Annotated in this window: 15 protein-coding genes and 3 rRNA genes; 15 read left to right on the forward strand and 3 right to left on the reverse strand. The window is 62.5% G+C overall.

From position 1 onward, the window contains the following. The first annotated feature begins 102 nt into the window (after positions 1-102). The 5 genes from ACIGJD_RS04605 (at position 103) to ACIGJD_RS04625 (ending at position 6516) form a co-directional block, all read left to right on the forward strand. The gene (locus tag ACIGJD_RS04605; protein ID WP_483688502.1) at positions 103-2175 is read left to right on the forward strand and encodes a beta-galactosidase; all 2073 of its coding nucleotides are present in this window, start codon (positions 103-105) and stop codon (positions 2173-2175) included. A gap of 8 nt (positions 2176-2183) precedes the next feature. Further along, the gene (locus ACIGJD_RS04610) at positions 2184-3164 is read left to right on the forward strand and encodes an ABC transporter permease (RefSeq protein WP_286402317.1); all 981 of its coding nucleotides are present in this window, start codon (positions 2184-2186) and stop codon (positions 3162-3164) included. Positions 3165-3247: 83 nt separating this feature from the next. After that, on the forward strand, positions 3248-4117 hold the full coding sequence (locus ACIGJD_RS04615) for a carbohydrate ABC transporter permease (protein ID WP_286404306.1): 870 nt from the start codon (positions 3248-3250) through the stop codon (positions 4115-4117). Positions 4118-4124: 7 nt separating this feature from the next. After that, entirely contained in the window at positions 4125-5759 is a 1635-nt protein-coding gene (locus ACIGJD_RS04620; protein ID WP_483688503.1) for an ABC transporter substrate-binding protein, read from the forward strand. 49 nt (positions 5760-5808) lie between these two features. Next, a complete protein-coding gene (locus tag ACIGJD_RS04625) occupies positions 5809-6516 on the forward strand; it encodes a DUF624 domain-containing protein (RefSeq protein ID WP_483688504.1) in 708 nt (235 codons plus the stop codon). 18 nt (positions 6517-6534) lie between these two features. On the opposite strand, the gene ACIGJD_RS04630 is transcribed toward ACIGJD_RS04625, so the two are convergent. After that, positions 6535-8910, reverse strand: coding sequence for a glycoside hydrolase family 3 N-terminal domain-containing protein (locus ACIGJD_RS04630; protein WP_483688505.1), 2376 nt, complete (start codon positions 8908-8910; stop codon positions 6535-6537). Positions 8911-9187: 277 nt separating this feature from the next. Here ACIGJD_RS04630 and ACIGJD_RS04635 point away from each other — a divergent pair, with 277 nt between their 5' ends. From ACIGJD_RS04635 to ACIGJD_RS04650, 4 genes are read left to right on the forward strand one after another with little or no spacing between them, the layout of a single operon-like run. Further along, positions 9188-10318, forward strand: a complete 1131-nt coding sequence (locus ACIGJD_RS04635) for a Gfo/Idh/MocA family protein (RefSeq protein WP_483688506.1) — start codon at positions 9188-9190, stop codon at positions 10316-10318. Between the two features lie 23 nt (positions 10319-10341). Further along, the gene (locus ACIGJD_RS04640; RefSeq protein WP_483688507.1) at positions 10342-11313 is read left to right on the forward strand and encodes a DUF6807 domain-containing protein; all 972 of its coding nucleotides are present in this window, start codon (positions 10342-10344) and stop codon (positions 11311-11313) included. 2 nt (positions 11314-11315) lie between these two features. Then, positions 11316-12059: a cupin domain-containing protein gene (locus ACIGJD_RS04645; RefSeq protein ID WP_483688508.1), complete on the forward strand. Its 744-nt coding sequence runs from the start codon at positions 11316-11318 to the stop codon at positions 12057-12059. 22 nt (positions 12060-12081) lie between these two features. After that, positions 12082-13107, forward strand: coding sequence for a LacI family DNA-binding transcriptional regulator (locus ACIGJD_RS04650; protein WP_483688509.1), 1026 nt, complete (start codon positions 12082-12084; stop codon positions 13105-13107). 61 nt (positions 13108-13168) lie between these two features. Here ACIGJD_RS04650 and ACIGJD_RS04655 read toward each other — a convergent pair whose 3' ends face one another. Continuing rightward, on the reverse strand, positions 13169-13561 hold the full coding sequence (locus tag ACIGJD_RS04655) for a VOC family protein (protein ID WP_286402337.1): 393 nt from the start codon (positions 13559-13561) through the stop codon (positions 13169-13171). Between the two features lie 396 nt (positions 13562-13957). On the opposite strand from ACIGJD_RS04655, the gene ACIGJD_RS04660 reads away from it, so the two are divergent. Together ACIGJD_RS04660 and ACIGJD_RS04665 are read left to right on the forward strand one after the other, a co-directional pair. Next, on the forward strand, positions 13958-15250 hold the full coding sequence (locus tag ACIGJD_RS04660) for a GmrSD restriction endonuclease domain-containing protein (RefSeq protein WP_483688510.1): 1293 nt from the start codon (positions 13958-13960) through the stop codon (positions 15248-15250). Positions 15251-15313: 63 nt separating this feature from the next. Next, positions 15314-16069: an excalibur calcium-binding domain-containing protein gene (locus ACIGJD_RS04665; RefSeq protein WP_286402343.1), complete on the forward strand. Its 756-nt coding sequence runs from the start codon at positions 15314-15316 to the stop codon at positions 16067-16069. A gap of 173 nt (positions 16070-16242) precedes the next feature. On the opposite strand, the gene ACIGJD_RS04670 is transcribed toward ACIGJD_RS04665, so the two are convergent. Continuing rightward, positions 16243-16713 carry a hypothetical protein gene (locus ACIGJD_RS04670; protein ID WP_483688511.1) on the reverse strand — a complete coding sequence of 157 codons (471 nt, stop codon included), beginning with the start codon at positions 16711-16713 and terminating at the stop codon, positions 16243-16245. Positions 16714-17954: 1241 nt separating this feature from the next. On the opposite strand from ACIGJD_RS04670, the gene ACIGJD_RS04675 reads away from it, so the two are divergent. The 4 genes from ACIGJD_RS04675 (at position 17955) to ACIGJD_RS04690 (ending at position 24482) form a co-directional block, all read left to right on the forward strand. After that, positions 17955-19477: ribosomal RNA gene (locus ACIGJD_RS04675) — 16S ribosomal RNA — on the forward strand. A 472-nt stretch (positions 19478-19949) separates the two neighbouring features. After that, positions 19950-23080, forward strand: a 23S ribosomal RNA gene (locus ACIGJD_RS04680). Between the two features lie 171 nt (positions 23081-23251). Then, positions 23252-23368 (forward strand): 5S ribosomal RNA (gene rrf / locus ACIGJD_RS04685). The 16S, 23S and 5S rRNA genes sit together here, the layout of an rRNA operon. A gap of 355 nt (positions 23369-23723) precedes the next feature. Continuing rightward, a complete protein-coding gene (locus tag ACIGJD_RS04690) occupies positions 23724-24482 on the forward strand; it encodes a LamB/YcsF family protein (protein WP_286402348.1) in 759 nt (252 codons plus the stop codon). Positions 24483-24484 lie beyond the last annotated feature (2 nt).

The raw sequence follows: 24484 nt of genomic DNA on the forward strand, positions 1-24484 counted from the left end.
TCCCCTGCCCCTGTTGTTATTGCTGAAACTTTACGATACTTTCTCTGTGATGCAGGTCGCACTGGTGGGTGCCGCGGCCAACATGCCAACCAAAGGACAATGATGACCAGCGAGCACAGCGCCAGCACCTCCCAGCACCGCCTCAAACGCCTGCATGAGCGCCTTGGCGGGATCGCCTACGGCGGCGACTACAACCCGGAGCAGTGGCCCCGGGAGGTGTGGAACGACGATGTTCGCCTCATGAAGGAAGCCGGCGTCAACCTGGTGACGTTGGCTGTTTTCTCCTGGAGCAGGCTTGAGACAGCAGACGGGGTCTATGAATTTGGCTGGCTGGACGACATCATGGACCTGTTGCACGCGAACGGGATTGGTGTGGATCTGGCCACCCCTGACGCGGTCCCGCCGGCGTGGCTGATCGCCCAGCATCCGGACATCCTCCCCGTCCTGGCTGATGGCAGCACCTTTGGATTCGGGTCCCGCCAGCACTTCGACGTTTCCCACCCCGCATACCGGGAAAAGTCGCTGGCGATGGCCGAAAAGATGGGGGAGCGCTACGGCCAGCACCCGGCCTTGTGCATGTGGCACGTCAACAACGAATACGGCCCGGTTTCCTACGGTCCGCACGCCGATCGGGCCTTCCGCTCATGGCTGCAGGAGAAATACTCCAACTTGGAAGACCTGAACCGGGCGTGGAGTACGGACGTCTGGGGCCAGGTCTACTCCGACTGGTCACAAGTGAACGCGCCCGCCCAGCCCCGCACCTGGTCAAACCCCTCCCGCCGCCTGGACTACCACCGGTTCACCTCGGACAGCATGCTGGCGCACTTCACAGCTGAGCGGGACATCCTGCGCCGGCATACCCCGGACCTGCCCATCGTCACCAACTTCATGCGCTTCTACAAGAACAACGACTACTGGGCCTGGGCAGCGGAAGAGGACGCGGCGGCCCTGGATATCTATCCGGACCCGCGGGAAGAAGACGCACACGTGGCCGCGGCCCTGAACTTCGACCTGATGCGCTCGCTGCGCCGGGGCCAGCCCTGGCTGGTGATGGAACAGGCCACGGGCGCCGTCAGCCAGTGGTCCGTCAACGTCTCCAAGCTCCCCGGCAAGATGCGGCTGGGATCCTACCAGGCCATCGCCCAGGGCGCAGACTCCATCCTGTTTTTCCAGTGGCGCCAGGCCAAGGGCGGCACCGAACGCTTCCATTCCGGCATGGTGAACCATGCCGGACCCAACACACGTGTCTTCAGGGAGGTCTGCGAGCTGGGCCGGGAACTGAAGGGCCTGGCGGGCATCACCGGCACCCGCGTCGGCGCCAAGGTGGCGCTGGTGTTCGACTGGGACTGCTGGTGGGCCCTGGAACTGGGCAATTCCCCGCGCTCGGATCTGAATTACCCGCAGGAGGTCCTCCGCCTGTACCGGCCGCTTTTTGACGGAAACATCCCCGTGGACTTCGTGGATACCAAGGCAGATCTCAGCCAGTACAGCCTGGTGGTCCTGCCCGCCACATATCTCCTGACAGACCGTGCAGCGCAGAACATCGAAGACTATGTAGCCGGCGGCGGGCGCCTGGTGGCCAGCTACCTGTCAGGCATCGTGGACCAGGACAACACCATCCGGCTGGGCGGATACCCCGGCGCGCTCCGTAATGTCCTGGGTGCGTGGAGCGAGGAGATGCACCCACTCGCAGGTGAAGGCGAGGCAGTGAAGCTGACAACGGCCGACGGCGGCACGGCTTCCGCGGATTACTGGACTGAGCACCTTCACACCACGACGGCGGAGGTGGTTGCCAGTTACGCATCGGGACGGCTCACCGGCATGCCCGCCGTCACCCGCAATACCTTCGGCCGGGGCACCGCCACTTATCTGTCCGCCCGTGTGGACGACGCCTTCCTGGAGGAACTCCTCTCCGCCGAACGGACGGCTGCGGGGATCCGGCCGGAACTGGAGGTGCCGCTGGGAGTGCAGGTCCGCCGTCGTACGGGCAACGGACGCAGCTACCTGCTGGTGCTGAACCACAACGATGCCCCCGCCAGGGTGGACGTTGGATCCGGTGGGACGGACGGCATCACCGGCGCCGCGGTCACCGGCACCGTTGAACTTGCCGCGAACGGCGTACTGGTGCTGCAGGAAACACCCACAGACAACGAAACCCTGACAACGGGCCGGTAGGAGCAGACATGGCCATGCGATTGGAAGTACCCCCCGAATCGGTCCCCAAGGATGCGGAGGCGGGGACCGGAAAACCCCGCAACAAACCCGGCGGCTGGAAGCTGGCCATCAAACGGGACTGGCGCCTCTATACGCTGGTGCTGCTGCCGCTGGCCTACTTCGCGGTGTTCCGCTACCTGCCCATGGTCGGCAACGTCATCGCGTTCCGGCAATTCCAGCCCGGCGGGAACATCTTCGGTGAGAGGTGGGTGGGGCTCAAGTACGTCACCCTGTTCATCAACGATCCCAGCTTCTGGCAGGCATTCCAGAACACCGTCATCCTGGGCGTGCTCACTTTGTTGTTCTGCTTCCCGATGCCCATCATCTTTGCCCTGCTGTTGAACGAACTGCGCTCGCAGAAGTTCAAGAAGCTGATCCAGACGGTGACGTACCTGCCGCACTTCATGTCTGTGGTGATCATCGCCGGCATGATCCTGCAGAACTTCTCCATGACGGGCACGGTGAACCAGATCGGCCACGCCCTGTTCGGCACCACAGTGAACTTCACGCAGGAGGCCGCCTGGTTCCGGCCCATGTACATCAGCTCCGAGGTGTGGCAGACCATGGGCTGGGGTGCCATCCTCTACCTCGCCGCGCTGACGCGGGTGGATGAGTCGCTGTACGAGGCAGCCCGGATCGACGGAGCCAACCGGTGGCAGCAAACCTGGCACGTGACGCTGCCGGCCATCCGGCCCACCATCATCACGCTGCTGATCCTGAACATCGGCACGTTCATGGCAGTGGGCTTCGAGAAGATCCTCCTCATCTACAACCCCCTCAACTACGCAACCTCCGACGTCATCTCCACCTACCTGTACCGGGTGGGCCTGGAATCCAGCAACTTCAGCTATGCGGCCGCGATCGGGATGTTCGAATCCGTCATCGGCCTGACGCTGATCCTCTCCGCGAACGCCTTATCCAAGCGCCTCGCCGGAACGAGCCTGTGGTGAAGGGGGCAACCGTGAAGGAAACCGCACTGAAAGAGCGCGGCAGCAAAGCACCAGCCAAAGAGACCGGCGTCCTGGTCAAGGACATGAAGGTCTCCCGCGCCATGCGGGTATTCCGGGTGGCCAACCTGGCGTTCCTGCTGGTGGTGGTGTTCCTGACCCTCTACCCGTTCCTGAACATCCTGGCCCAGAGCTTCTCCAGCGAAGGCTTCATCAACGCCGGCCAGGTCAACCTGTTCCCGATGGGCTTCAACATCGAGACCTACAAGTTGATCCTGGCTGATTCGACGTTCTGGCGTAACTACGGCAACACAGTGCTCTACACGGTGGTGGCTACGGCCATCTCCATGGTGCTCACCACGTCCTTCGCCTACGCCATCGCCAAGAAGGACCTGAAGGGCCGCAGCGCATTCATCGGCATCGCCGTGTTCACCATGTTCTTCAACGGCGGCCTGATTCCGAACTACGTGCTGATCAGCTCGCTGGGCCTGCGGGACACGCTGTGGGCCGTGGTGCTGCCAAACGCCATCAGTGTCTTCAACCTGCTCATCATGAAGTCGTTCTTCGAGAACATGCCGCGGGAACTGGAGGAAGCGGCCGCCATCGACGGCCTCACCCAGTACGGCGTGCTGTTCAAGGTGGTCCTGCCGTTGAGCAAGGCCATTGTTGCAACAATGGTGCTCTTCTACGCCGTGGCCAACTGGAACTCCTGGTTCCAGGCGTTCCTCTACCTGGATAAGCCGGAACTGTTCCCGGTGACCATCTACCTGCGCAACATGATCGCCGGGGTCACCACAGCAGGCTCTGCAGGTGGCACCACGGAGAACATGGGCCAGATCGCCGCGAACATCCAGTCCGTGACCATCATCCTCACCGTCATCCCCATCCTGTGCGTCTACCCCTTTGTGCAGAAGTACTTTTTCTCGGGCGTCATGCTCGGTTCCGTCAAGGAATAACCCCCTTATGAAAGGAAAGCCCATGATCCGCAGACGAGACTTCCTCGGCCTCTCCGCGCTTACAGCCTTCGGCCTGGCGCTGGCAGGCTGCGACTCCGAATCCGGCAGCAAAGCCGATACCTCCAAAGCCCGCACCGGCGCAATGGACAGCTTTAAGCTGGGGGACACGTTCAAGGCGACCACACCTCTGACCTACACCTTCCTGTTCAGCGACCAGCCCACGTACCCCTATAAAAAGGACTGGCTCCTGTTCACCAAGATGGCCAGCGACAACAACGTGACCCTGGACGCCACGGTGGTGCCGTTCGCCGACTATGCCCAGAAGCGCAGCCTGCTCATCAGCTCCGGGAAGGCTCCGGAGATCATCGCCAAGACCTATCCCGGCGAGGAATCGGCTTTCGTGTCCTCCGGGGCCGTGCTGCCGGTGAGTGACTATGTGGACCTGATGCCGCACTTCCAGGACAAGGTGAAGAAGTGGAAGCTGGAGCCGGAAATCGCCGGGCTCACGCAACAGGACGGCAAGTACTACGTGCTGCCGGGGCTGCATGAGGAACTTTGGCCGGACTACTCCCTGGCATTCCGGAAGGACATCCTGCAGAAGGAAAACCTCGCCGAACCCAAGACCTGGGACGAGTTCCGGGACGTGCTGCGTGCCCTCAAGAAGGCTCACCCGGACGTGGTGCCCTTCTCGGACCGCTTCAACGGCAACAGCGTGCTCAACATCGCCGCCACTTCCTTCGGCACCGTAGCCGGCTGGGGCCTGGTGGACGGCCTGGCCTTCAACGATTCCAAGAAGCAGTTCGAGTTCGCCTCCAGCACCCCAGCGTTCAAGGACCTGCTGACGTACTTCAACTCGCTGGTCTCGGAAGGCCTGATGGACCCGGAAAGCTTCACGCAGACCGACGATTCAGCCATCCAGAAGTTCACCTCCGGCAAGTCGTTCGTGATCAGTGCCAACTCCCAGAACATCATCACCTACCGCACGTCCATGGAGCAGTCCCTGGGCAAGGGCAACTTCACCGTGGGCAAGATAACGGTCCCCGGCGGCCCCGCAGGCAACATCATTGGCGGCTCCCGGCTGGAGAACGGCATCATGCTGAACTCGTCGGTGAAGGACAAGGACAGCTTCGTGGCGCTGATCCAGTACATCGACTGGCTGTTCTACAGCGACGCAGGACAGGAGTTCGCCAAGTGGGGCGTGCAGGGCACCACTTACAACAAAGAGGGCGGCAAGCGGGTGCTGGCCAAGGACATCAACTTCCAGGGCCTGAACCCCGCCGGCACCAAGGACCTGCGGGTGGACTACGGCTTCTCAGGCGGCAACTTTGCCTACGGCGGCACCACGGACCTGCTGCAGTCCACTTTTGATGCTGAGGAACTGGCATTCCAGAAGGCCATGAAGAGCAAGACTCCCCGCCCCGTCTCGCCGCCCGTGCCCTACAGCGATGCGGACCGTGAGCAGGCAACACTGACGCTGACCCCGCTCAAGGACAACGTCAAGCAAAACACTCTGAAGTTCATCACCGGGCAGCGGCCCATCTCCGAATTCGATGCCTACGTGAAAGAGCTGGACAGCAAGGGCATGGGCAAGTATGTAGATTTGGCCAACAAGGCGTACAAGGCGTACGCCGACAAGAAGTAGGGCGTACGACGGCGGCAGCGGACCTTACGCGGTGACCGAAAGGCAGTTGGTGGCTCAGAAAAAAGCGGCATATGGTGCCGGCCCCCTTTTCAGGGCGGCCGGCACCGCGGCCGGCGTCATGATGGGCTCGGCCCTGCTGGTGCTGGCCAATGTTTTGCTGCTGGTCGCGGTGCTGGCAGCCCCGGTCCTGGGTGCCTGGGCCGTCGTCGTCGCACTTCTGCCCGTTGGGCCGGCGCTGGCGGCATGCATGTACGCCTTCAACCGGCTGCTGGGGGGCCCGGACAGCGGCGTGTACCGGGACTTTGTGCGCAGCTACCGGCTGAATTTCCTTCCTGCGCTGAAGGTCTGGACACCCTGCCTGGTGGTGTTGGCAGTCATCGGCGTCAACCTGGCCGGACTGCCGGCGGCCCTGGGGCCGGATAATCCTGCTGCGCCGGCGCTCCGGCTGGTGCTGCTTGTCCTGGCACTGCTGGCTGCCACCTCAGCCGTGCACGCCCTGCTGTTGCTGTCCCGTTTTTCGTTCCGAACCCGGGACCTCTACAAGCTGGCCCTCTACAGCTTCGGCGCGCAGAAGCGGGTGTCCCTGGGCACGGCGGGCATCCTGTTCGTGACCGCAACGCTGCTCCTGCTGACCACCGCCTACCTGCTGCCGTTTCTCGCCGGCGCGGTGGTAATCCTGGTATGCCTGAACGCCCGGCCGCTGCTGAAGCTGGTGGAGGACAAGTTCACCGCCAGCGGCCGGGGCGCAGGGCCATAACCTAAGGCCGGTTAACGGTTAACGGTTAACGGTTACCGGCGTCAGCATCTCCCGTTCAAAGCCCACCACCCGGCGTTCACCGTGCAGGATGACCTCGTGGGTATGGACGTCTGCCGTGCTGGAGGTGGCGACATGCAGTTTCACCAGGCCCGGTGTCACCACCCGCTTCAGGTCCAGGCCCGTGAAAGAGGTCCGGTCCGCGTGCACCGTGAACTCCACCCGCGCCGAGGCGCCGGCAGCCAGCTCAACCCGCGCGTAGCCAATGAGCTCGCGATCGGGCCGCACAACCTCGCCCACGGGGTCCTCCAGGTAGAGCTGTACCACTTCCGCGCCGTCCACTGTGCCGGTGTTGGCCACAGACACGGCCACGCTTACAGTGCCGGACGTGGACATCGTGGACGTGCTGGCCTGGTGGTTGGAGAACGCGAACGATGTGTACGACAGCCCGTGGCCAAAGGGGAACAGAGGCGAGGGATCCAGCGCGCTGACGCCGGAGGGGCCGGCAAGGCGGCTGTGCAGGTAGGTTCCAGGCTGGCCGCCGGAGGTACGTGGAACGGAAACGGGCAGTTTGCCGGACGGGTTCGCCGCTCCGGACAGCACATCCCAAAGTGCTTCCGCGCCCTCCTCACCGGGAAAGAATCCCTGCACGATGGCTGCGGGCCGCCCAGCGAAGTCGCCCAGTGCGTAGGGCCGGCCGCTGAGGACCACAACAACAGCCCGCGTCCCGGCATCCTCTGCGGCGGCCAGCACCCGGACCAGCATGCGGTGCTGATCTCCCGGCAGCTGAAGATCCGCCGCGTCGTTGCCTTCGCCGGACGTGCCGCGGCCGAAAAGACCGGCGTTGTCGCCCACCACGATCACACAGGTTTCCACGGACGCGGCAATCCCACAGGCTTCCGCGATTTGTTCCTCCGTGATGGCCTCGCAGGTTCCGGTCGCAGCGCTCCGCACCGATCCGTAGCGTTGGGCGGCCGCAGCAGCCACCGTGGGAACGCTGATGCCCATGGGAACGTCCGGGTGCGAGGCGCCAACGTGCGCGTCGAATGAGTAGCACCCCAGCATGGCGAACGGATCCTGTGCCAAGGGCCCCACTACGCCAAGTGACGCGAGGGCCGCAGCGGGCAGCGGCAAGCATGGCCCGCCGTCGTGCTTCCTGTTGGTCAGCAACACCAGGGACTGGGTGGCAATCTCCCGGGCCAGCTCCCTGTTGGCCGCAGGGTCCAGGTCGATGGAGCCCGTGGCGAGGACAGGGGGAGAGGGGTCGAAGCCCGGCGATAAAAGCCCCGCCTCCTGCTTCTGCCGCAGCACCCGGCGCAGGGCGGTGTCCACCAGGGACTCGGGCACCGCGCCGGAACGGACCCGCTCCAGCAGCGGCCGGCCGTAGCAGTTCACGGTGGGCAGTTCCACGTCCACTCCTGCAGTCAATGCCAGCGCTGCCGCCTCGCCGGAATCGGCAGCTACGCCGTGAGTGACGTCAAGGAAGGCGACACCGAAGTAGTCCGCCACTACGGTGCCGGCGAAGCCCCATTCGTCGCGCAGCAGCGAGGTGAGCAGGGCACGGTTGGCGGCCGCGGGAACACCGTCGATATCGGTGTAGGCGTGCATGACCGACCGGGCACCGCCGTGCTTCAGCGCCATCTCGAACGGGGGCAGCATCACGTCGGCCAACTCGCGCGGACCCATGGACACGGGCGCGTGGTTCCGCCCTGCGCGGGACGCGGAGTAGCCCACGAAGTGCTTGAGCGTGGCAACGATGCCCGCTCCCTCCAGGCCCGAGACGTAGGCGCTGGCTACTGTCCCCACCAGATGCGGGTCCTCGCCGATAGTCTCCTCCACGCGGCCCCAGCGAAGATCGCGTACCACGTCCAGGACAGGCGCCAGGCCCTGGTGGACCCCCAGTGCCCGCATCTGGTCACCGATCAGGCCGGCCATCCGGCGCACCAAGACGGGGTTGAAGGTTGCCCCCCAAGCAAGCGGAACAGGAAAAGCGGTGGCCTTCCATGCGGCCAGCCCGGCGAGGCATTCCTCATGTACCTGGGCGGGAATGCGGAAGCGGGAGGCCGCCATGATCTGCTCCTGGGCGGCGGCAAGCCGGCGGGCTCCCTCAAGCGGTTCCAGGGGAACGGTGCCGTACATGCGGGTGACCTGGCCCAGGCCGGCGGCGATCACGTCCTCCCAGGAGCGCGCTTCACCAGCCATCTCGTTTTGCAGGGGAGCCACTGAGTCTCCGTCGCTGGAGGCATTGACCCAGACGCCCACCAGCTGCGCCAGCTTCTCCTCCAGAGTCATCTGCTGCACCAACTCATCAACGGACAGGTGCTCAACGGCGGGATCCGGCCGGCCACTGGCAGGAGAGGACGTGGGACCTTGTTTTTCGGCGGCACCGCTTGTCACGGGCGTCTCCTAGGATCGGAAGAAGTTTCTAAGAAACTATCAGAAACTTGCGTTTAGTTTCTAGGGTCAAAGCATTGACTCTGGATGGGCAGAATTCTTAGGGTTGAGGCTAAAGCAAGGTATCTGTGCGGGCGTCCAGGTTGGAAACATCGCCGGCGCTATGGAAAGTTTCCAATTCCTGTCCTGGCTTCAGTAGGCGCGTCAGAGCGAAGTTGAACCCGGCAAGCTACTTGTGGTGCCTGCCTGCTACTTATTTCACTGCAACGACGGAGAGAACATGCGGACGTACAGAGTGGCCATTGTGGGAACCGGCGGGATCGCGGCGGTTCACGCGGACAACCTGGCCCGGACCGATGGCAGGGCCCAGCTCGTGGCAGCCTGCGACGTGGACCAGGGCAGGCTGGACGCGTTCGCCGGGAAGCATGACATCCCCGGCACCTATCTCACCCTGGGAGAGCTCCTGGCGGAGGCAAAGCCGGACATTGTGCACCTCTGCACGCCGCCCATGTTCCACATCGACCAGGCCATCGAATGCCTGGAAGCAGGCGTCCATGTGCTCTCTGAGAAGCCCCCGGCCCTCAGCCTGGCGGACTTCGACCGGCTGGAGGCGGCGCAGGCCAAGGGCGGCGCCCAGTTCTCCTGCGTGTTCCAGCACCGTTTCGGTGACGCGTCGGCCGCGGCGAAACACCTGATCGGCGGTTCCGACTTCGGCCGCCCGCTCGTGGCCCGGTGCGACACTCTCTGGTACCGGCCGGACAGCTACTGGGACCTGCCCTGGCGCGGCACTTGGAACGCTGAGGGCGGTGGCCCCACCATGGGCCACGGGATTCACCAGTTCGACCTGCTGCTGTATCTCATGGGTCCCTGGGAGGAAGTGACAGCGGTTGCAGTGCGGCAGGCCCGCGCCACGTCCACTGAGGATCTGTCGGCCGCACTGGTCCGGTTCCGGAACGGCGCAGTGGCGACGATAACCAACTCGTTGCTCTCGCCGCGGGAAACCTCGGACATCCGGATCGACTGCGAATTCGCCACCGTTGAATTGAGCCACCTCTATGGCTACAGCACGGACAACTGGACCGTTACCGGGGCGCCGGGCCACGAGGATGAGGTGACTGCAGCGTGGAAAGGCCAGCCTTTGGAGCGTGGCAGCGGCCACGCGGCGCAGTTCCTGGCCATGTATGACGCGCTCGACGCCGGCCGGCCGCTTCCAGCCGGCGCCGACTCCGCGCGGCAGACACTGGAGCTCGCTGCCGCGATCTACGCCTCCGCCTTTACCGGGCAGCCGGTACGCCGCGGCCAGATCGTTCCCGGCCACCCGTTCTACGCAGGCATGGATGGCGACGGCCTGGGCACCCGCGTCCTGGACGCCACCGCCCTCAACTGGACCGCCGTCGACACCGCCGTTTAAATCCCACTTCCAAAGGACCCACTGTGACCACCTCCGCCACCGCCCCGTCCGCCGTCTCCACTGCCCGGCTCAGCTTCCAGGATGACGGCAGCGCCCTCACCTTCACTGCGGACGGCCGTCCCATCGCCACTTATACCTACAAGCCCACCGACCACCAGTACGAGAGCCCGCGGCCGTTTTTCCATCCACTCACCACCCTGGCCGGTGATGAGGTCACCATTTCCCGTCCCTGGGACCATGTCTGGCACAAGGGCCTTTCCTGGGCACTGCCCAACGTGGGGCGGCACAACTTCTGGGGCGGGGCCACTTACACGCGTGCCACCGAATACGCCAACCTGGATAACAACGGCGCCATGACCCACGAATCCTTCACGGGAATCGACCAGTCCGGCGCCGGCATCACGGTGTCGGAGTCCCTCACCTGGACGTCGCAGGAAGGCGAGCCGGTCATCGCGGAAACCCGACGGTTCAGCGTCCGGCTCCTGGAGGACGGAGACGGCAGCGACACCGCGGGGGCCTATGCCATTCTTTTCGAAACCCGCATGAGCAACATCTCCGGCGCGGACCTCCAGATCGGCAGCCCCACCACCGAGGGACGGGACAATGCCGGCTACGGCGGCCTCTTCTGGCGCGGTCCCCGGTCCTTCACCGGCGGTGAGTTCCGCAGCCAGGATGGCGCCGGGACGGATGAGTTCATGGGCAGCCGTTCGCCGTGGATCGCCTTCACCGGGAAGCACGACGGCACCTGCCGGTCATCAACCATCGCGTTCGTGGAGGACCCTTCAAACCCCGGTGCACCCAACCAATGGTTTGCACGGTCCTCCATCTTCGCCTGCCTGGGCTCGGCGCCCTTCTTCAGCGCGGAGGTGCCGCTGCGGGAGGGCTCGCCGCTCACCTACCGCTATGCCGTGGTGATTGCCGACGGTGGCGTGGACGCGGGGCGGGCCGCGGCGCTGGCCGCTGCCGCCGGCGCCGCGCTGCGCAGTTGGCGGTGAGCGTGGCCTCTTCCTTTCCGGGCGCCACCGGCCTGTCCGAGATCAGCGTCTACGACTGGCCCGGAGCCGACGGAGCAGCCGGAGGGTCACCGCACCTGCACACGGCATCCACGGAAGCGTACGTGGTGCTCGAAGGAACCGGCCGGCTGGAAACCCTGGACTCCCGGGGCTTCACGTCCAGCCCCCTGGAACCCGGGACGGTCCTGTGGTTCACGCCCGGCACCGTGCACCGCGCCATCAACGATTCCGGCGACCTAAAAATCCTTGTGGTGATGCAGAACGCGGGACTTCCCGAACATGGCGACGCCGTGATGACCTTCCCGCCGGAGCACCTGCGGGATGCGGACACCTACCGCCGCGCTGCGGCATTGGAACACAAGGACGCCGACGCCGGACTGGCAGCCGGAGAGGAAGCCGCCCGCCGCCGTCGTGATTTGGCGTTGGAAGGCTACTTGGCGCTGAAGGAGGCGGTGCTTGCCTCCGGGCCGTCGGCACTGGCGGGGTTCCACGCCGCGGCGGCCCGCCTGGTGTCCGGCAGGACGGCGACGTGGGCTGACCTGCTCGCTGAGGGAGCTGCCCGGCAGGCCGAGCTGACGCGGCAGCAGCTTGTTTCCCTGGACACGGCGGAAAGTATCTATCTGGCGAATGCGCGAACTACGATGGGAAAACGGGAAAACCGCAGAATCTACGGCATGTGTGGCCGGATACGGACGTGGGAACTTTCCGATAACCAGCACCGGGCGTGACCCGGGTGAAAGGGCGGTCTCCGTGGTGAGCAAGCAGGACACCAGGCGCGCGACGATCAGCGAGATTGCCCGCGAGGCAGGGGTTTCCGTTCCCACCGTGTCGAAGGTGCTGAACGGGCACGCGCATGTGGCGGCGGAGACCCGGGCGCGCGTCGAGGAGATCATTGCCAAGCGTGACTATGCCCGGCGCCCGGCCAAGCGCAGGCAGAAAGCCGGGCTGGTGGACCTGGTGTTCCCGGGCCTGGGCTCTGAGTGGGCGCTGGAAATCATCGAAGGCGTTGAGCGGGTGGCGCAGGACGCCGGATACGGAACCGTGGTCAGCAGCCTGAACCTGGACGGTTCGCGCATCCGGCCCTGGTTGGCCAACCTGGCCGAGCGGAAGTCGGACGGCCTGCTGATGGCCGTCTACCAGTTGGACGCCAAGCAGATCCAGCGCGTGAAATCCTTGGGAATACCGGTAGTGCTCATAGATCCGGTGGGCCAACCCGGACCGGATCTCACCACGGTGGGGGCAGCCAACTGGGAGGGCGGCTATTCGGCGACGGAGCACCTGCTGCAACTGGGACACAGGCGGATCGCTATGATCGGCGGCCGTGAGGACCTGCAGTGCAGCAGCGCCCGGGAGGACGGCTATGTTTCCGCGCTGCGCCGGGCAGGCATTGCCCTGGATCCGGCCTTGATCGTTCCCGGGGACTTCTCCATGGAAGCGGGCGAGGCTGCCGCGCGGAAGCTGCTGGAGCTGCCGGACCGGCCCACGGCGATTTTCACCGGCAACGACGGCCAGGCCCTTGGCGCCTACCGGGCTGCGCGTGCTGCGGGGCTGCGCATACCGGAGGACCTGTCCATCATCGGTTTTGACGACATTCCAGCAGCCGAATGGGTAGAACCCGGCTTGACCACCATCCGGCAACCCGTGGTGCAGATGGCGGAGACCGCAATGAGGGCGCTCCTCCGCCATCTCGACGGTGACGAGGAACTGCCCCAACGTATTGAATTGGGCACGGAGCTGGTTGTGCGCGGCTCTACGGCGCCGCCGCCCAGGAAATAGCGCCCGCCGGGTTGCGCCCAAGTGTCCGGCCCGGACGCCGGCGCATTTGCAGCGGCGCTCCCTAGGACTTGTGGGCGTCCCGGATGTGCTGCTGCGTCTGGCCCTGCATCACCCAGCGGTTGCCGTCCGGATCGCTGAAGTAGGCGAACAGGACGCCGCCGAGGTCCTGGATCTCGCTGATGTCTGCCCCGCGGCGGACCAGTTCGCTGCGGACCTCCGTGATGTCCGGGACCACCAGTTGCAGTCCCTCGAGGCTGCCCGGTGCCATGGTGGTCATCCCGGTGCCGATGACCACGGATGCGGCCGAACCCGGGGGAGTCAGTTGGACCACGCGCATGCCGGGGAGGTGCTCCACATCATGGTCCAGGGTGAAGCCCAGCTTTTCTGTGTAAAAGGCTTTGGACCTGTCGACGTCGGACACCGGGACCTGAACAACTTCAAGGCGCATCTGCATGCGGGCCACTTTATCCCTGCCATTTGCTTATGGGGAGTGGCAGCCGCACAGACGCGTTACCGTGCTGGTCTGCGGTGAATTGTGAAGGGCAGCACGCCCTTTGCGACGCCTTTTCCTCAAGGTCGCATCAAGACTGGCTGAATGTTCGCCGAGTATTGAAAAAGCCCAATGTTCCCGCCTCCCACGACGTTTAGGCTCCTCAATGATGAGTTTTGCCGGGCTTAGCAGCAGGCCCGGCATATGCGGGGGCATCGGCAATCGACGCCCCTTCTAATTGGGGAAAGAATGTCCGACTACGAAACCCTTCACGGGTTTTCCTCTTTCGCGCCGGCACCGAAGCCGCCGCGAAAACCCCGCGCTTCAACTTTCATTGTTGGCGCCATTACCGTCCTGTTTGTGCTCCTCGGAGCAGCGAGCGGCGGATTCGGCGGTGCCCTGGTCGTCCTGGCCATTTCACTTGCCCTCACCGGTTTGTACGTCCTCCTCACGGGACGGCGCTCCTGGGCTTGGCTTCCCGCGAACCGGAAGGCCGGCGCCGTCGCTGTCGTTGCGTCACTGGCCCTCTTCATCGGTGGTGCTGTCGCCCTGCCGCGTGTTGCAAGCGCGGACCTCAAGGCGGCCTCCTCGGAGAGCACTGCCAAGGCGACGCCGGCGAAGGCGGGCCCGACAGCAACACCCAAGGTGTCGCCGTCGTCCGCGCCTGCTCCCACCGCGCAGGAAACCGGTGAACCGCTGGACCCGGAGAACCCGTACGTTCTTGCCGCCGGCGTCACTGCCACCGCCCCGAACGCCCAGCCTGCCTACGCCACCAAGGCGCTGGACCTGCTGGCAACCCTCCCCATCAAGGGCCGGGCGCCAAAGACGGGGTACGACAGGGCACGGTTCGGCCAGGCGTGGGCGGACGTGGACCGGAACGGCTGCGATACCCGAAACGACATCCTCAAGCGCGACCTCACCGGCATTACCTACACGAACAGTGTGCCGTGCAAGGTGCAGTCGGGCACCCTCGCGGATCCTTACACGGGTACCACCATCAGCTTTGTGCGCGGCTCCGGCACCAGCACTGCTGTGCAGATCGATCACGTGGTGGCCCTCAGCGATGCGTGGCAAAAAGGCGCGCAGCAGCTCACCCCGGAACAGCGCACGGCGTTTGCGAATGACCCGCTGAACCTGCAGGCCACCGATGGGCCCACCAACATCAAAAAGGGCGACGGCGACGCGGCCACCTGGTTGCCGCCGAACAAGGGCTTCCGGTGCGAGTACGTCGCGCGCCAGATCTCCGTGAAAGCCACGTACGGGCTGTGGGTCACCCAGGCCGAACACGACGCAATGGCCGGGATCCTGGGTGACTGTGCCGGGCAGTTGGCTCCGACAAACCAGCAGGCTCCGGCTCCTGCGCCTGCAGCGCCTGCAGCGGCTGCCGCGGCTGAACCGGCACCTGCTGCTGTTGCTCCTGCTCCTGCTCCCGTTGCCCCGGCTCCCGCGCCGGCGGCCGTTGCGCCGGCTCCGGCTCCAGCCGCTCCGGCGCCGGTTGCCCCGGCACCTGCCGCGCCGGCTCCCGCACCTGCCGCTGCCTACTACGCCAACTGCACCGCGGCGAGGGCAGCCGGAGCTGCACCTATTTACGCAAGCCAGCCTGGCTACCGCCCAGCGCTGGACCGCGACTCTGACGGCATCGCCTGCGAGTAAGCCTTTTGCCCGGATCGATCCGGGCAATTCCCACCACCATCACACGCATTCCTAGGGGGAAAAGTGAAAGAAACTACAGTTCCTGCAGTTGGCAGGTTGAAGAAGACTCTGGCCCTGGCCGTGTTGGCCGGCCTCATGCTGACCGGTTGCGGCGGCAAGCAGGCGGCGACGCAGCCGACGGCAACGGCAACCGCAACGGCTGTTTCGCAAACAACGGAGACAGTGGTGGTCCCGGCCGTTGTCAACCTGACCCTGGACAAAGCCAAGGACCAGTTGGAAAAGCTGGGTTTCAAGGTTGAGGCCGTGGACAGCGCCAAGGGCAAGTCGATCATCGTCAAGAGCAATTGGCAGGTGGTTTCCCAGGATCCTGCCAACGGTGCGCAGGCAGAGAAGGGATCCACGGTGCATCTCGGCGTCAAGAACCTCGACGATGTGGCTGCGGAGAAGGCGGCCGCCGAAAAAGCGGCGGCTGATAAGGCTGCTGCAGAACAGGCCGCGGCCGCGAAGGCTGCCGCGGACAAGGCTGCTGCGGACAAGGCTGCGGCTGATAAGGCTGCTGCGGACAAGGCCGCGGCCGACCAGGCTGCCGCTGCAAAAGCTGCAGCAGATCAGGCAGCACGGGACGCGGCTGCAAGGGCAGCCGCCGAGCAAGCCGCCGCAGCGCAGAAGGCAGCACAGGCACCCGCTCCGGCCCCGGCTGCCTACTACGCCAACTGCACAGCTGCGAAAAATGCCGGCGCTGCACCCTTGTACAGGGGACAGCCCGGATACAGTTCATCTCTGGACCGTGACGGCGACGGCGTTGCCTGCGAACGGTAAGCGACCGACGCAGTACTAACCGTGCCGCGGATGCTCCTGCTTTGGTGGGAGTATCCGCGGCTCGTCTTGTTCGAGGATCATTGCCGTCCGCGTTCGTTTGGGTGATCGCGCATGGGTGGTCTCTGTACCCGCCCAGCTGTTGCAGAGGTCTCCGACCAACTCCGCAACCGCTTCTACATTCGTCCTGCGGTGAGGTCCGCGTCGACGTTAGGATCCTTGCCGCCGGCTTCCTGCTCACTCGTTGGCGTTGGCTTCTGCTTGGACGCCTGTGTTGAGCGCCAGACGACTGCCCCCGCGGCGAGGGCAGCAAGCCCGAGAATCCACAACCACACTTTGGGTCCGGACCGTCGGGCCTGGACTGGGGCCGGTGCAATCACTTTCGGCCCGACGCGCTTCAGCTGTTCCTGGACCCGGGGCGTGAGGGTCTCTACTCCGCCGGCCAGCTCATCCGCCAGCCGCCGCAACAAGGCTTGGAGGCGCGGGGAGGCAGTCTCAATGCCGGTATCCAGCCCGGCCACGGCTCTCTGGAGCGCAGCCTGGACACCCGGCGTGGCCCATTCCCTGCCCCTGGACAGCTGAGTCAGGAGGTTCTCGGAGAGACGGTGGATCCGTTCGGTCTCGGTCATTGGTTCTGCTGTGCGCATGAATGCCTCCTTGATGTGATCGATGACGCCAGACTAGGGCGGGCCAAAGTGCGGAAACAGGGTCTTTAGAACCGGGACACCGGGGACAGGCATGGCTTATCACCTGCCCGGGCATTCAGCCGTTCCGGAACCGCCGGACTGGATACGGCTTTATGGAGTCTGGGGACTACGGGAGGCTGCAAGGACCGCCAGATCACGGATCAGCCGTTGCACCTCATGTTCCCTACGCATGCAAGCCGAATTCTGCTGAATCACGCGGGGCCGTGCCAAGGGCTTCCCGGGCGGGGCAGGAACAGGAACTACACGCCTCGCAGGCGCCGCGCTTGAATCTTCCGCGTTGGCCTGTGGAATACCTTCGCCCATGTGTCCCCCTTGGATTGATCCTTCTGGGGACGGTCCCCTGGCTATTGCCGTAGGGACACTCTAGGAACGCGAAGGTTGGCGCGAAAGGCGCTTAGTCCAATATCGCGACTAATTGCTGCAATCTTGAGGTTCGTCCCGCGGGAGATCGTCGGGCTTCCACCTTGGGTGCGGAGCTGGCGGCGGCTGGGGGAGGCGTTCGTGGTCTCGGGCGAACACCTTCGCCGCCAGCTCCGGTTACGACTCTAGGGCCGAACAACTTCCCTGAGCCCGAGTAATCGATACGCGTTTCCTACAGGTCGGCTACTTGTTGGGGGCACCGACGAAGGGGCAGTGCCGCCTGTGCCGGAGACCACACAAGGGAATTACGACGACGGCAGCCGGCCTGGGTGCCTCAATGGCCCTTCCTGCCTCTAGATTCCGCGGATTCTGCCGATGGAGCGTCCGATTTGCGGTGGGGGGTGTGTGCGGGTATTGTTTTCTGAGTCGCCGCCGCTGAAGCGGAAAAATAGCGGCCAATCCCCTTGATGACAGCCTGGAAAATGGTTCGCTTTTGTGGCGTGCTGGTGATGGGTGGGGCCGGTTCTTTTGAAGTTTTGCCCGCTGGAAGGCGGATTTGCGAAGCTGTGGGGGATCGGGTAAGTTTGAAAAGTTGCTCCGGAGCGATCCTGAACGTTGGTTTGGGTGGTGCCGGGTGTGTCTGTTGTTTGAGAACTCAATAGTGTGCCAAGTTTGTTGATACCGATTATGTATGTAATTGGTTGAATTTGCCGAATCGTGCCGCCCCTGTGGTGCTGGTTTGGTGTTTTTAGCTGGTTTCAAATTTTGTGCAGCCAATTTTTGCCGTTATTTCCGGTGGTTTTGGTTGTGTCTGTTTGTTTTCAACGGAGAGTTTGATCCTGGCTCAGGATGAACGCTGGCGGCGTGCTTAACACATGCAAGTCGAACGATGAAGGGAGCTTGCTCCTGGATTAGTGGCGAACGGGTGAGTAACACGTGAGTAACCTGCCCTTGACTCTGGGATAAGCCTGGGAAACTGGGTCTAATACCGGATATGACCTTCCATCGCATGGTGGTTGGTGGAAAGCTTTTGTGGTTTTGGATGGACTCGCGGCCTATCAGCTTGTTGGTGGGGTAATGGCCTACCAAGGCGACGACGGGTAGCCGGCCTGAGAGGGTGACCGGCCACACTGGGACTGAGACACGGCCCAGACTCCTACGGGAGGCAGCAGTGGGGAATATTGCACAATGGGCGCAAGCCTGATGCAGCGACGCCGCGTGAGGGATGACGGCCTTCGGGTTGTAAACCTCTTTCAGTAGGGAAGAAGCGAGAGTGACGGTACCTGCAGAAGAAGCGCCGGCTAACTACGTGCCAGCAGCCGCGGTAATACGTAGGGCGCAAGCGTTATCCGGAATTATTGGGCGTAAAGAGCTCGTAGGCGGTTTGTCGCGTCTGCCGTGAAAGTCCGGGGCTCAACTCCGGATCTGCGGTGGGTACGGGCAGACTAGAGTGATGTAGGGGAGACTGGAATTCCTGGTGTAGCGGTGAAATGCGCAGATATCAGGAGGAACACCGATGGCGAAGGCAGGTCTCTGGGCATTAACTGACGCTGAGGAGCGAAAGCATGGGGAGCGAACAGGATTAGATACCCTGGTAGTCCATGCCGTAAACGTTGGGCACTAGGTGTGGGGGACATTCCACGTTTTCCGCGCCGTAGCTAACGCATTAAGTGCCCCGCCTGGGGAGTACGGCCGCAAGGCTAAAACTCAAAGGAATTGACGGGGGCCCGCACAAGCGGCGGAGCATGCGGATTAATTCGATGCAACGCGAAGAACCTTACCAAGGCTTGACATGAACCGGACCGGGCTGGAAACAGTCTTTCCCCTTGTGGGCTGGTTTACAGGTGGTGCATGGTTGTCGTCAGCTCGTGTCGTGAGATGTTGGGTTAAGTCCCGCAACGAGCGCAACCCTCGTTCTATGTTGCCAGCACGTGATGGTGGGGACTCATAGGAGACTGCCGGGGTCAACTCGGAGGAAGGTGGGGACGACGTCAAATCATCATGCCCCTTATGTCTTGGGCTTCACGCATGCTACAATGGCCGGTACAAAGGGTTGCGATACTGTGAGGTGGAGCTAATCCCAAAAAGCCGGTCTCAGTTCGGATTGGGGTCTGCAACTCGACCCCATGAAGTCGGAGTCGCTAGTAATCGCAGATCAGCAACGCTGCGGTGAATACGTTCCCGGGCCTTGTACACACCGCCCGTCAAGTCACGAAAGTTGGTAACACCCGAAGCCGGTGGCCTAACCCCTTGTGGGAGGGAGCCGTCGAAGGTGGGACTGGCGATTGGGACTAAGTCGTAACAAGGTAGCCGTACCGGAAGGTGCGGCTGGATCACCTCCTTTCTAAGGAGCACCTACAACTTTCTCATCACGGACGCATGTTGGTGGTGGGGGTTGTCAGGAGTAAAGGCCCGTTGCACGGACGCTCGTTTCGTGGCGGGTGCTCATGGGTGGAATATCAACAAATAGCGGCTGTTTCTTCCTGCGCTTCTTCTCTAGTACGAACCCTGGTGGTTCTGGAACGGTGGGGTGCGGGTGGGGATGGTTTAGTGTTTGGCACACTGTTGGGTCCTGAGGCAACAGGACCGGGGGTTTAGGCCTTCGGGAGTGTTTGTTTCTGGTTTCCCTGCCATGACGGTTCACGTGCTTTGTGTGTGTGGGTTGTGTGGTGTGGGGTTGTTGTTTGAGAACTACATAGTGGACGCGAGCATCTTGTATAAGAAGCAATTTCCAAGATATTTGAACCTGGATCTGGCCGCACTTTGGTGTGGTTGGTTTCGTGGTTCTCTCGAGTGAGCTTGTTTTTGATCTTTGTGGTCAAGTTTTTAAGAGCACACGGTGGATGCCTTGGCATTAGGAGCCGAAGAAGGACGTAGGAATCTGCGATAAGCCTGGGGGAGTCGATAACCGGACTGTGATCCCAGGGTGTCCGAATGGGGAAACCCCGCCGAGCGCGCGAGTGACTTGGTGACCCGTACCTGAACACATAGGGTGCGTGGGGGGAACGCGGGGAAGTGAAACATCTCAGTACCCGCAGGAAGAGAAAACAATAGTGATTCCGTTAGTAGTGGCGAGCGAACGCGGATCAGGCTAAACCGTTCCATGTGTGATAGCCGGCGGGCGTTGCATGGTCGGGGTTGTGGGACTTTCCATACCAGTTCTGCCGGGCTGGTGGGGTGTGATGTGCGCGCATAGGTGAACGGTTTTGAAAGGCCGGCCAGAGAGGGTGTTAGTCCCGTAACCGTAATGTGTTTGTACCGCCTGTGAGAGTATCCCAAGTAGTACGGGGCCCGAGGAATCCCGTGCGAATCTGTCAGGACCACCTGATAAGCCTAAATACTCCCTAATGACCGATAGCGGACCAGTACCGTGAGGGAAAGGTGAAAAGTACCCCGGGAGGGGAGTGAAACAGTACCTGAAACCGTGTGCTTACAATCCGTCGGAGCCATCTTTGTTGTGGTGACGGCGTGCCTTTTGAAGAATGAGCCTGCGAGTTAGTGTTACGTCGCGAGGTTAACCCGTGTGGGGCAGCCGTAGCGAAAGCGAGTCTGAATAGGGCGTGTGAGTGGCGTGATCTAGACCCGAAGCGAAGTGATCTACCCATGGCCAGGTTGAAGCGACGGTAAGACGTCGTGGAGGACCGAACCCACTTCAGTTGAAAATGGAGGGGATGAGCTGTGGGTAGGGGTGAAAGGCCAATCAAACTTCGTGATAGCTGGTTCTCCCCGAAATGCATTTAGGTGCAGCGTTGCGTGTTTCTTGCTGGAGGTAGAGCTACTGGATGGCTAATGGGCCCTACAAGGTTACTGACGTCAGCCAAACTCCGAATGCCGGTAAGTGAGAGCGCAGCAGTGAGACTGTGGGGGATAAGCTTCATAGTCGAGAGGGAAACAGCCCAGACCACCAACTAAGGCCCCTAAGCGTGTGCTAAGTGGGAAAGGATGTGGAGTTGCCCAGACAACCAGGAGGTTGGCTTAGAAGCAGCCACCCTTAAAAGAGTGCGTAATAGCTCACTGGTCAAGTGATTCCGCGCCGACAATGTAGCGGGGCTCAAGTACACCGCCGAAGTTGTGGCATTCACACTTGTTCCTAGCCTTCGTGGTTCAGGAGTGTGGATGGGTAGGGGAGCGTCGTGTGGGCGGTGAAGCTGCGGTGTAAACCAGTGGTGGAGCCTACACGAGTGAGAATGCAGGCATGAGTAGCGAAAGACGGGTGAGAAACCCGTCCGCCGAATGATCAAGGGTTCCAGGGTCAAGCTAATCTGCCCTGGGTAAGTCGGGACCTAAGGCGAGGCCGACAGGCGTAGTCGATGGACAACGGGTTGATATTCCCGTACCGGCGAAAAACCGCCCATGCTGAGCGGGGGATACTAACTGCCCGAAACCTGCCTGACACCCCTTGTGGGTGAAGGGTTTTGGTGGAGCGCAGGACCTGATCCCGGGAGGCAAGCGTATTAACAGGTGTGACGCAGGAAGGTAGCCGAGCCGGGCGATGGTTGTCCCGGTCTAAGGATGTAGGGCGAATGGTAGGCAAATCCGCCATTCATATAGCCTGAGATCTGATGGGACCCCCGTATGGGGGGATTCGGTGATCCTATGCTGCCGAGAAAAGCATCGACGCGAGGTTTTAGCCGCCCGTACCCCAAACCGACACAGGTGATCAGGTAGAGAATACCAAGGCGATCGAGAGAATTATGGTTAAGGAACTCGGCAAAATGCCCCCGTAACTTCGGGAGAAGGGGGGCCCCAACCTTGAACACCACATTGCTGGTGGGAGGGGATCGGGGCCGCAGAGACCAGGGGGAAGCGACTGTTTACTAAAAACACAGGTCCGTGCGAAGTCGCAAGACGATGTATACGGACTGACTCCTGCCCGGTGCTGGAAGGTTAAGAGGACCGGTTAGCCCTTTAGGGCGAAGCTGAGAATTTAAGCCCCAGTAAACGGCGGTGGTAACTATAACCATCCTAAGGTAGCGAAATTCCTTGTCGGGTAAGTTCCGACCTGCACGAATGGAGTAACGACTTCCCCGCTGTCTCAACCATAAACTCGGCGAAATTGCAGTACGAGTAAAGATGCTCGTTACGCGCAGCAGGACGGAAAGACCCCGAGACCTTTACTATAGTTTGGTATTGGTGTTCGGAGTGGCTTGTGTAGGATAGGTGGGAGACGTTGAAGCCCGGACGCCAGTTCGGGTGGAGTCATCGTTGAAATACCACTCTGGTCACTTTGGACATCTAACTTCGGCCCGTAATCCGGGTCAGGGACAGTGCCTGATGGGTAGTTTAACTGGGGCGGTTGCCTCCTAAAAAGTAACGGAGGCGCCCAAAGGTTCCCTCAGCCTGGTTGGCAATCAGGTGTCGAGTGTAAGTGCACAAGGGAGCTTGACTGTGAGAGAGACATCTCGAGCAGGGACGAAAGTCGGGACTAGTGATCCGGCGGTACATTGTGGAATGGCCGTCGCTCAACGGATAAAAGGTACCTCGGGGATAACAGGCTGATCTTGCCCAAGAGTCCATATCGACGGCATGGTTTGGCACCTCGATGTCGGCTCGTCGCATCCTGGGGCTGGAGTAGGTCCCAAGGGTTGGGCTGTTCGCCCATTAAAGCGGTACGCGAGCTGGGTTTAGAACGTCGTGAGACAGTTCGGTCCCTATCCGCTGCGCGCGCAGGAAATTTGAGAAGGGCTGTCCTTAGTACGAGAGGACCGGGACGGACGAACCTCTGGTGTGTCAGTTGTACTGCCAAGTGCACCGCTGATTAGCTACGTTCGGATGGGATAACCGCTGAAAGCATCTAAGCGGGAAGCTCGCTTCAAGATGAGATTTCCATACACCTTGTGTGTGAGAGGCCCCCAGCCAGACCACTGGGTTGATAGGCCGGATGTGGAAGCGAGGACTAACGACTCGTGAAGCTGACCGGTACTAATAGGCCAACAACTTACACCACACAGAAACATACAAATTCTGCTTGCGTCCACTATGTGGTTCCCAACCAACAACCCTGTTGGCGGAACCATAACTGAATAACAACACCACCAGTCCAACAACACGGACAATGTTGTAACCACACAAGTCTTCCCACACCACTCCCGACGGGGTTGGTGACGGGTGAAAGGGTTACGGCGGTCATAGCGTGGGGGAAACGCCCGGTCCCATTCCGAACCCGGAAGCTAAGACCCACAGCGCCGATGGTACTGCACCCGGGAGGGTGTGGGAGAGTAGGTCACCGCCGGAACAACTATTAGGTCGAGGCCCCAACCACACATGGTTGGGGCCTCCCACATTTAAACCAACAACGCACGTGCGAAACGCCCGCTCACTTCCGGCAGCCAGGACACGAACCCCCGCTCACCTCTGACGGGTAAACACCCAACCCCAGCTCACCTCTGACAGGAAAATCAGGAATCCCCGCTCACGTCCTTCTCGAGGCACATCCGCGGCCCCTCCAGCGAACCCTGCAGGACGTGAGCGGGCGCCGCAGGAAAGCCTGCAGGATGTGAGCGGGCGTTGGTAATAGGAGCTGCGGATTGTTGAACAATCTGAGTTTTTAGGGCATTCTTGAAGGACACCAATCCGAGACGGAGATCACAATGCCCAGCATCGACCTGAACAGCGACGTCGGCGAGTCCTTTGGGAACTGGTCCTTCGGCGATGACGCCGCTATTTTTGAAAGCGTATCCAGCGCGAACGTAGCCTGCGGCTTCCACGCCGGCGACCCCGTGGGCATCATGGCCACGTGCCAGGCAGCCGTTAAGGCCGGCGTTACCGTGGGCGCCCACCCCGGCTACCGGGACCTGGCAGGGTTCGGCCGCCGCTACGTGGACATGACCCCGGCCGAACTGACGGCAGACGTCGTCTACCAGATCGGCGCCGTCCAGGCCGTGGCCCTCGCCGCCGGAACCGCCGTCCGCTACGTCAAGCCCCACGGCGCCCTTTACAACACCATCGTGAACCACCCGCAGCAGGCGGCCGCTGTGGTGGCCGCCATCCTTGCCGTGGACCCCACCCTGCCCCTCATGGTCCTTCCCAACTCCGAAATCCAGCGCCAGGCCGACGCCGCCGGACTGCGGACCGTTGCCGAGGCCTTCGCTGACCGCGCCTACAACCCCGACGGCACCCTGGTCTCCCGCCGGGAAGCCGGCGCCGTGCTGCACGAGGTGGACGACGTCGTCGAACACGTCCTGCGGCTGGCCGGCGACGGCGTGGTCCGCGCCACCGACGGATCGCTGGTCCCCGTCAAGGCGGAAAGCATCTGCCTGCACGGAGACACCCCCGGCGCCGTGGCCATGGCTGCCGCCGTCCGCTCCGCGCTGGAGAATGCGGGCATCCAGATCCAGAGCTTCGCGTAGCC

The organism is Arthrobacter sp. E1SS-5 (assembly GCF_057073715.1).

Excerpts from the sequence above, each read along its gene's own strand:
- ACIGJD_RS04605 (WP_483688502.1), top strand. The coding sequence starts at position 103 with ATGACCAGCGAGCACAGCGCCAGCACCTCCCAGCACCGCCTCAAACGC.
- ACIGJD_RS04610 (WP_286402317.1), top strand. The coding sequence starts at position 2,184 with ATGGCCATGCGATTGGAAGTACCCCCCGAATCGGTCCCCAAGGATGCG.
- ACIGJD_RS04615 (WP_286404306.1), top strand. The coding sequence starts at position 3,248 with ATGAAGGTCTCCCGCGCCATGCGGGTATTCCGGGTGGCCAACCTGGCG.
- ACIGJD_RS04620 (WP_483688503.1), top strand. The coding sequence starts at position 4,125 with ATGAAAGGAAAGCCCATGATCCGCAGACGAGACTTCCTCGGCCTCTCC.
- ACIGJD_RS04635 (WP_483688506.1), top strand. The coding sequence starts at position 9,188 with ATGCGGACGTACAGAGTGGCCATTGTGGGAACCGGCGGGATCGCGGCG.
- ACIGJD_RS04655 (WP_286402337.1), bottom strand. The coding sequence starts at position 13,561 with ATGCAGATGCGCCTTGAAGTTGTTCAGGTCCCGGTGTCCGACGTCGAC.
- ACIGJD_RS04670 (WP_483688511.1), bottom strand. The coding sequence starts at position 16,713 with ATGCGCACAGCAGAACCAATGACCGAGACCGAACGGATCCACCGTCTC.
- ACIGJD_RS04690 (WP_286402348.1), top strand. The coding sequence starts at position 23,724 with ATGCCCAGCATCGACCTGAACAGCGACGTCGGCGAGTCCTTTGGGAAC.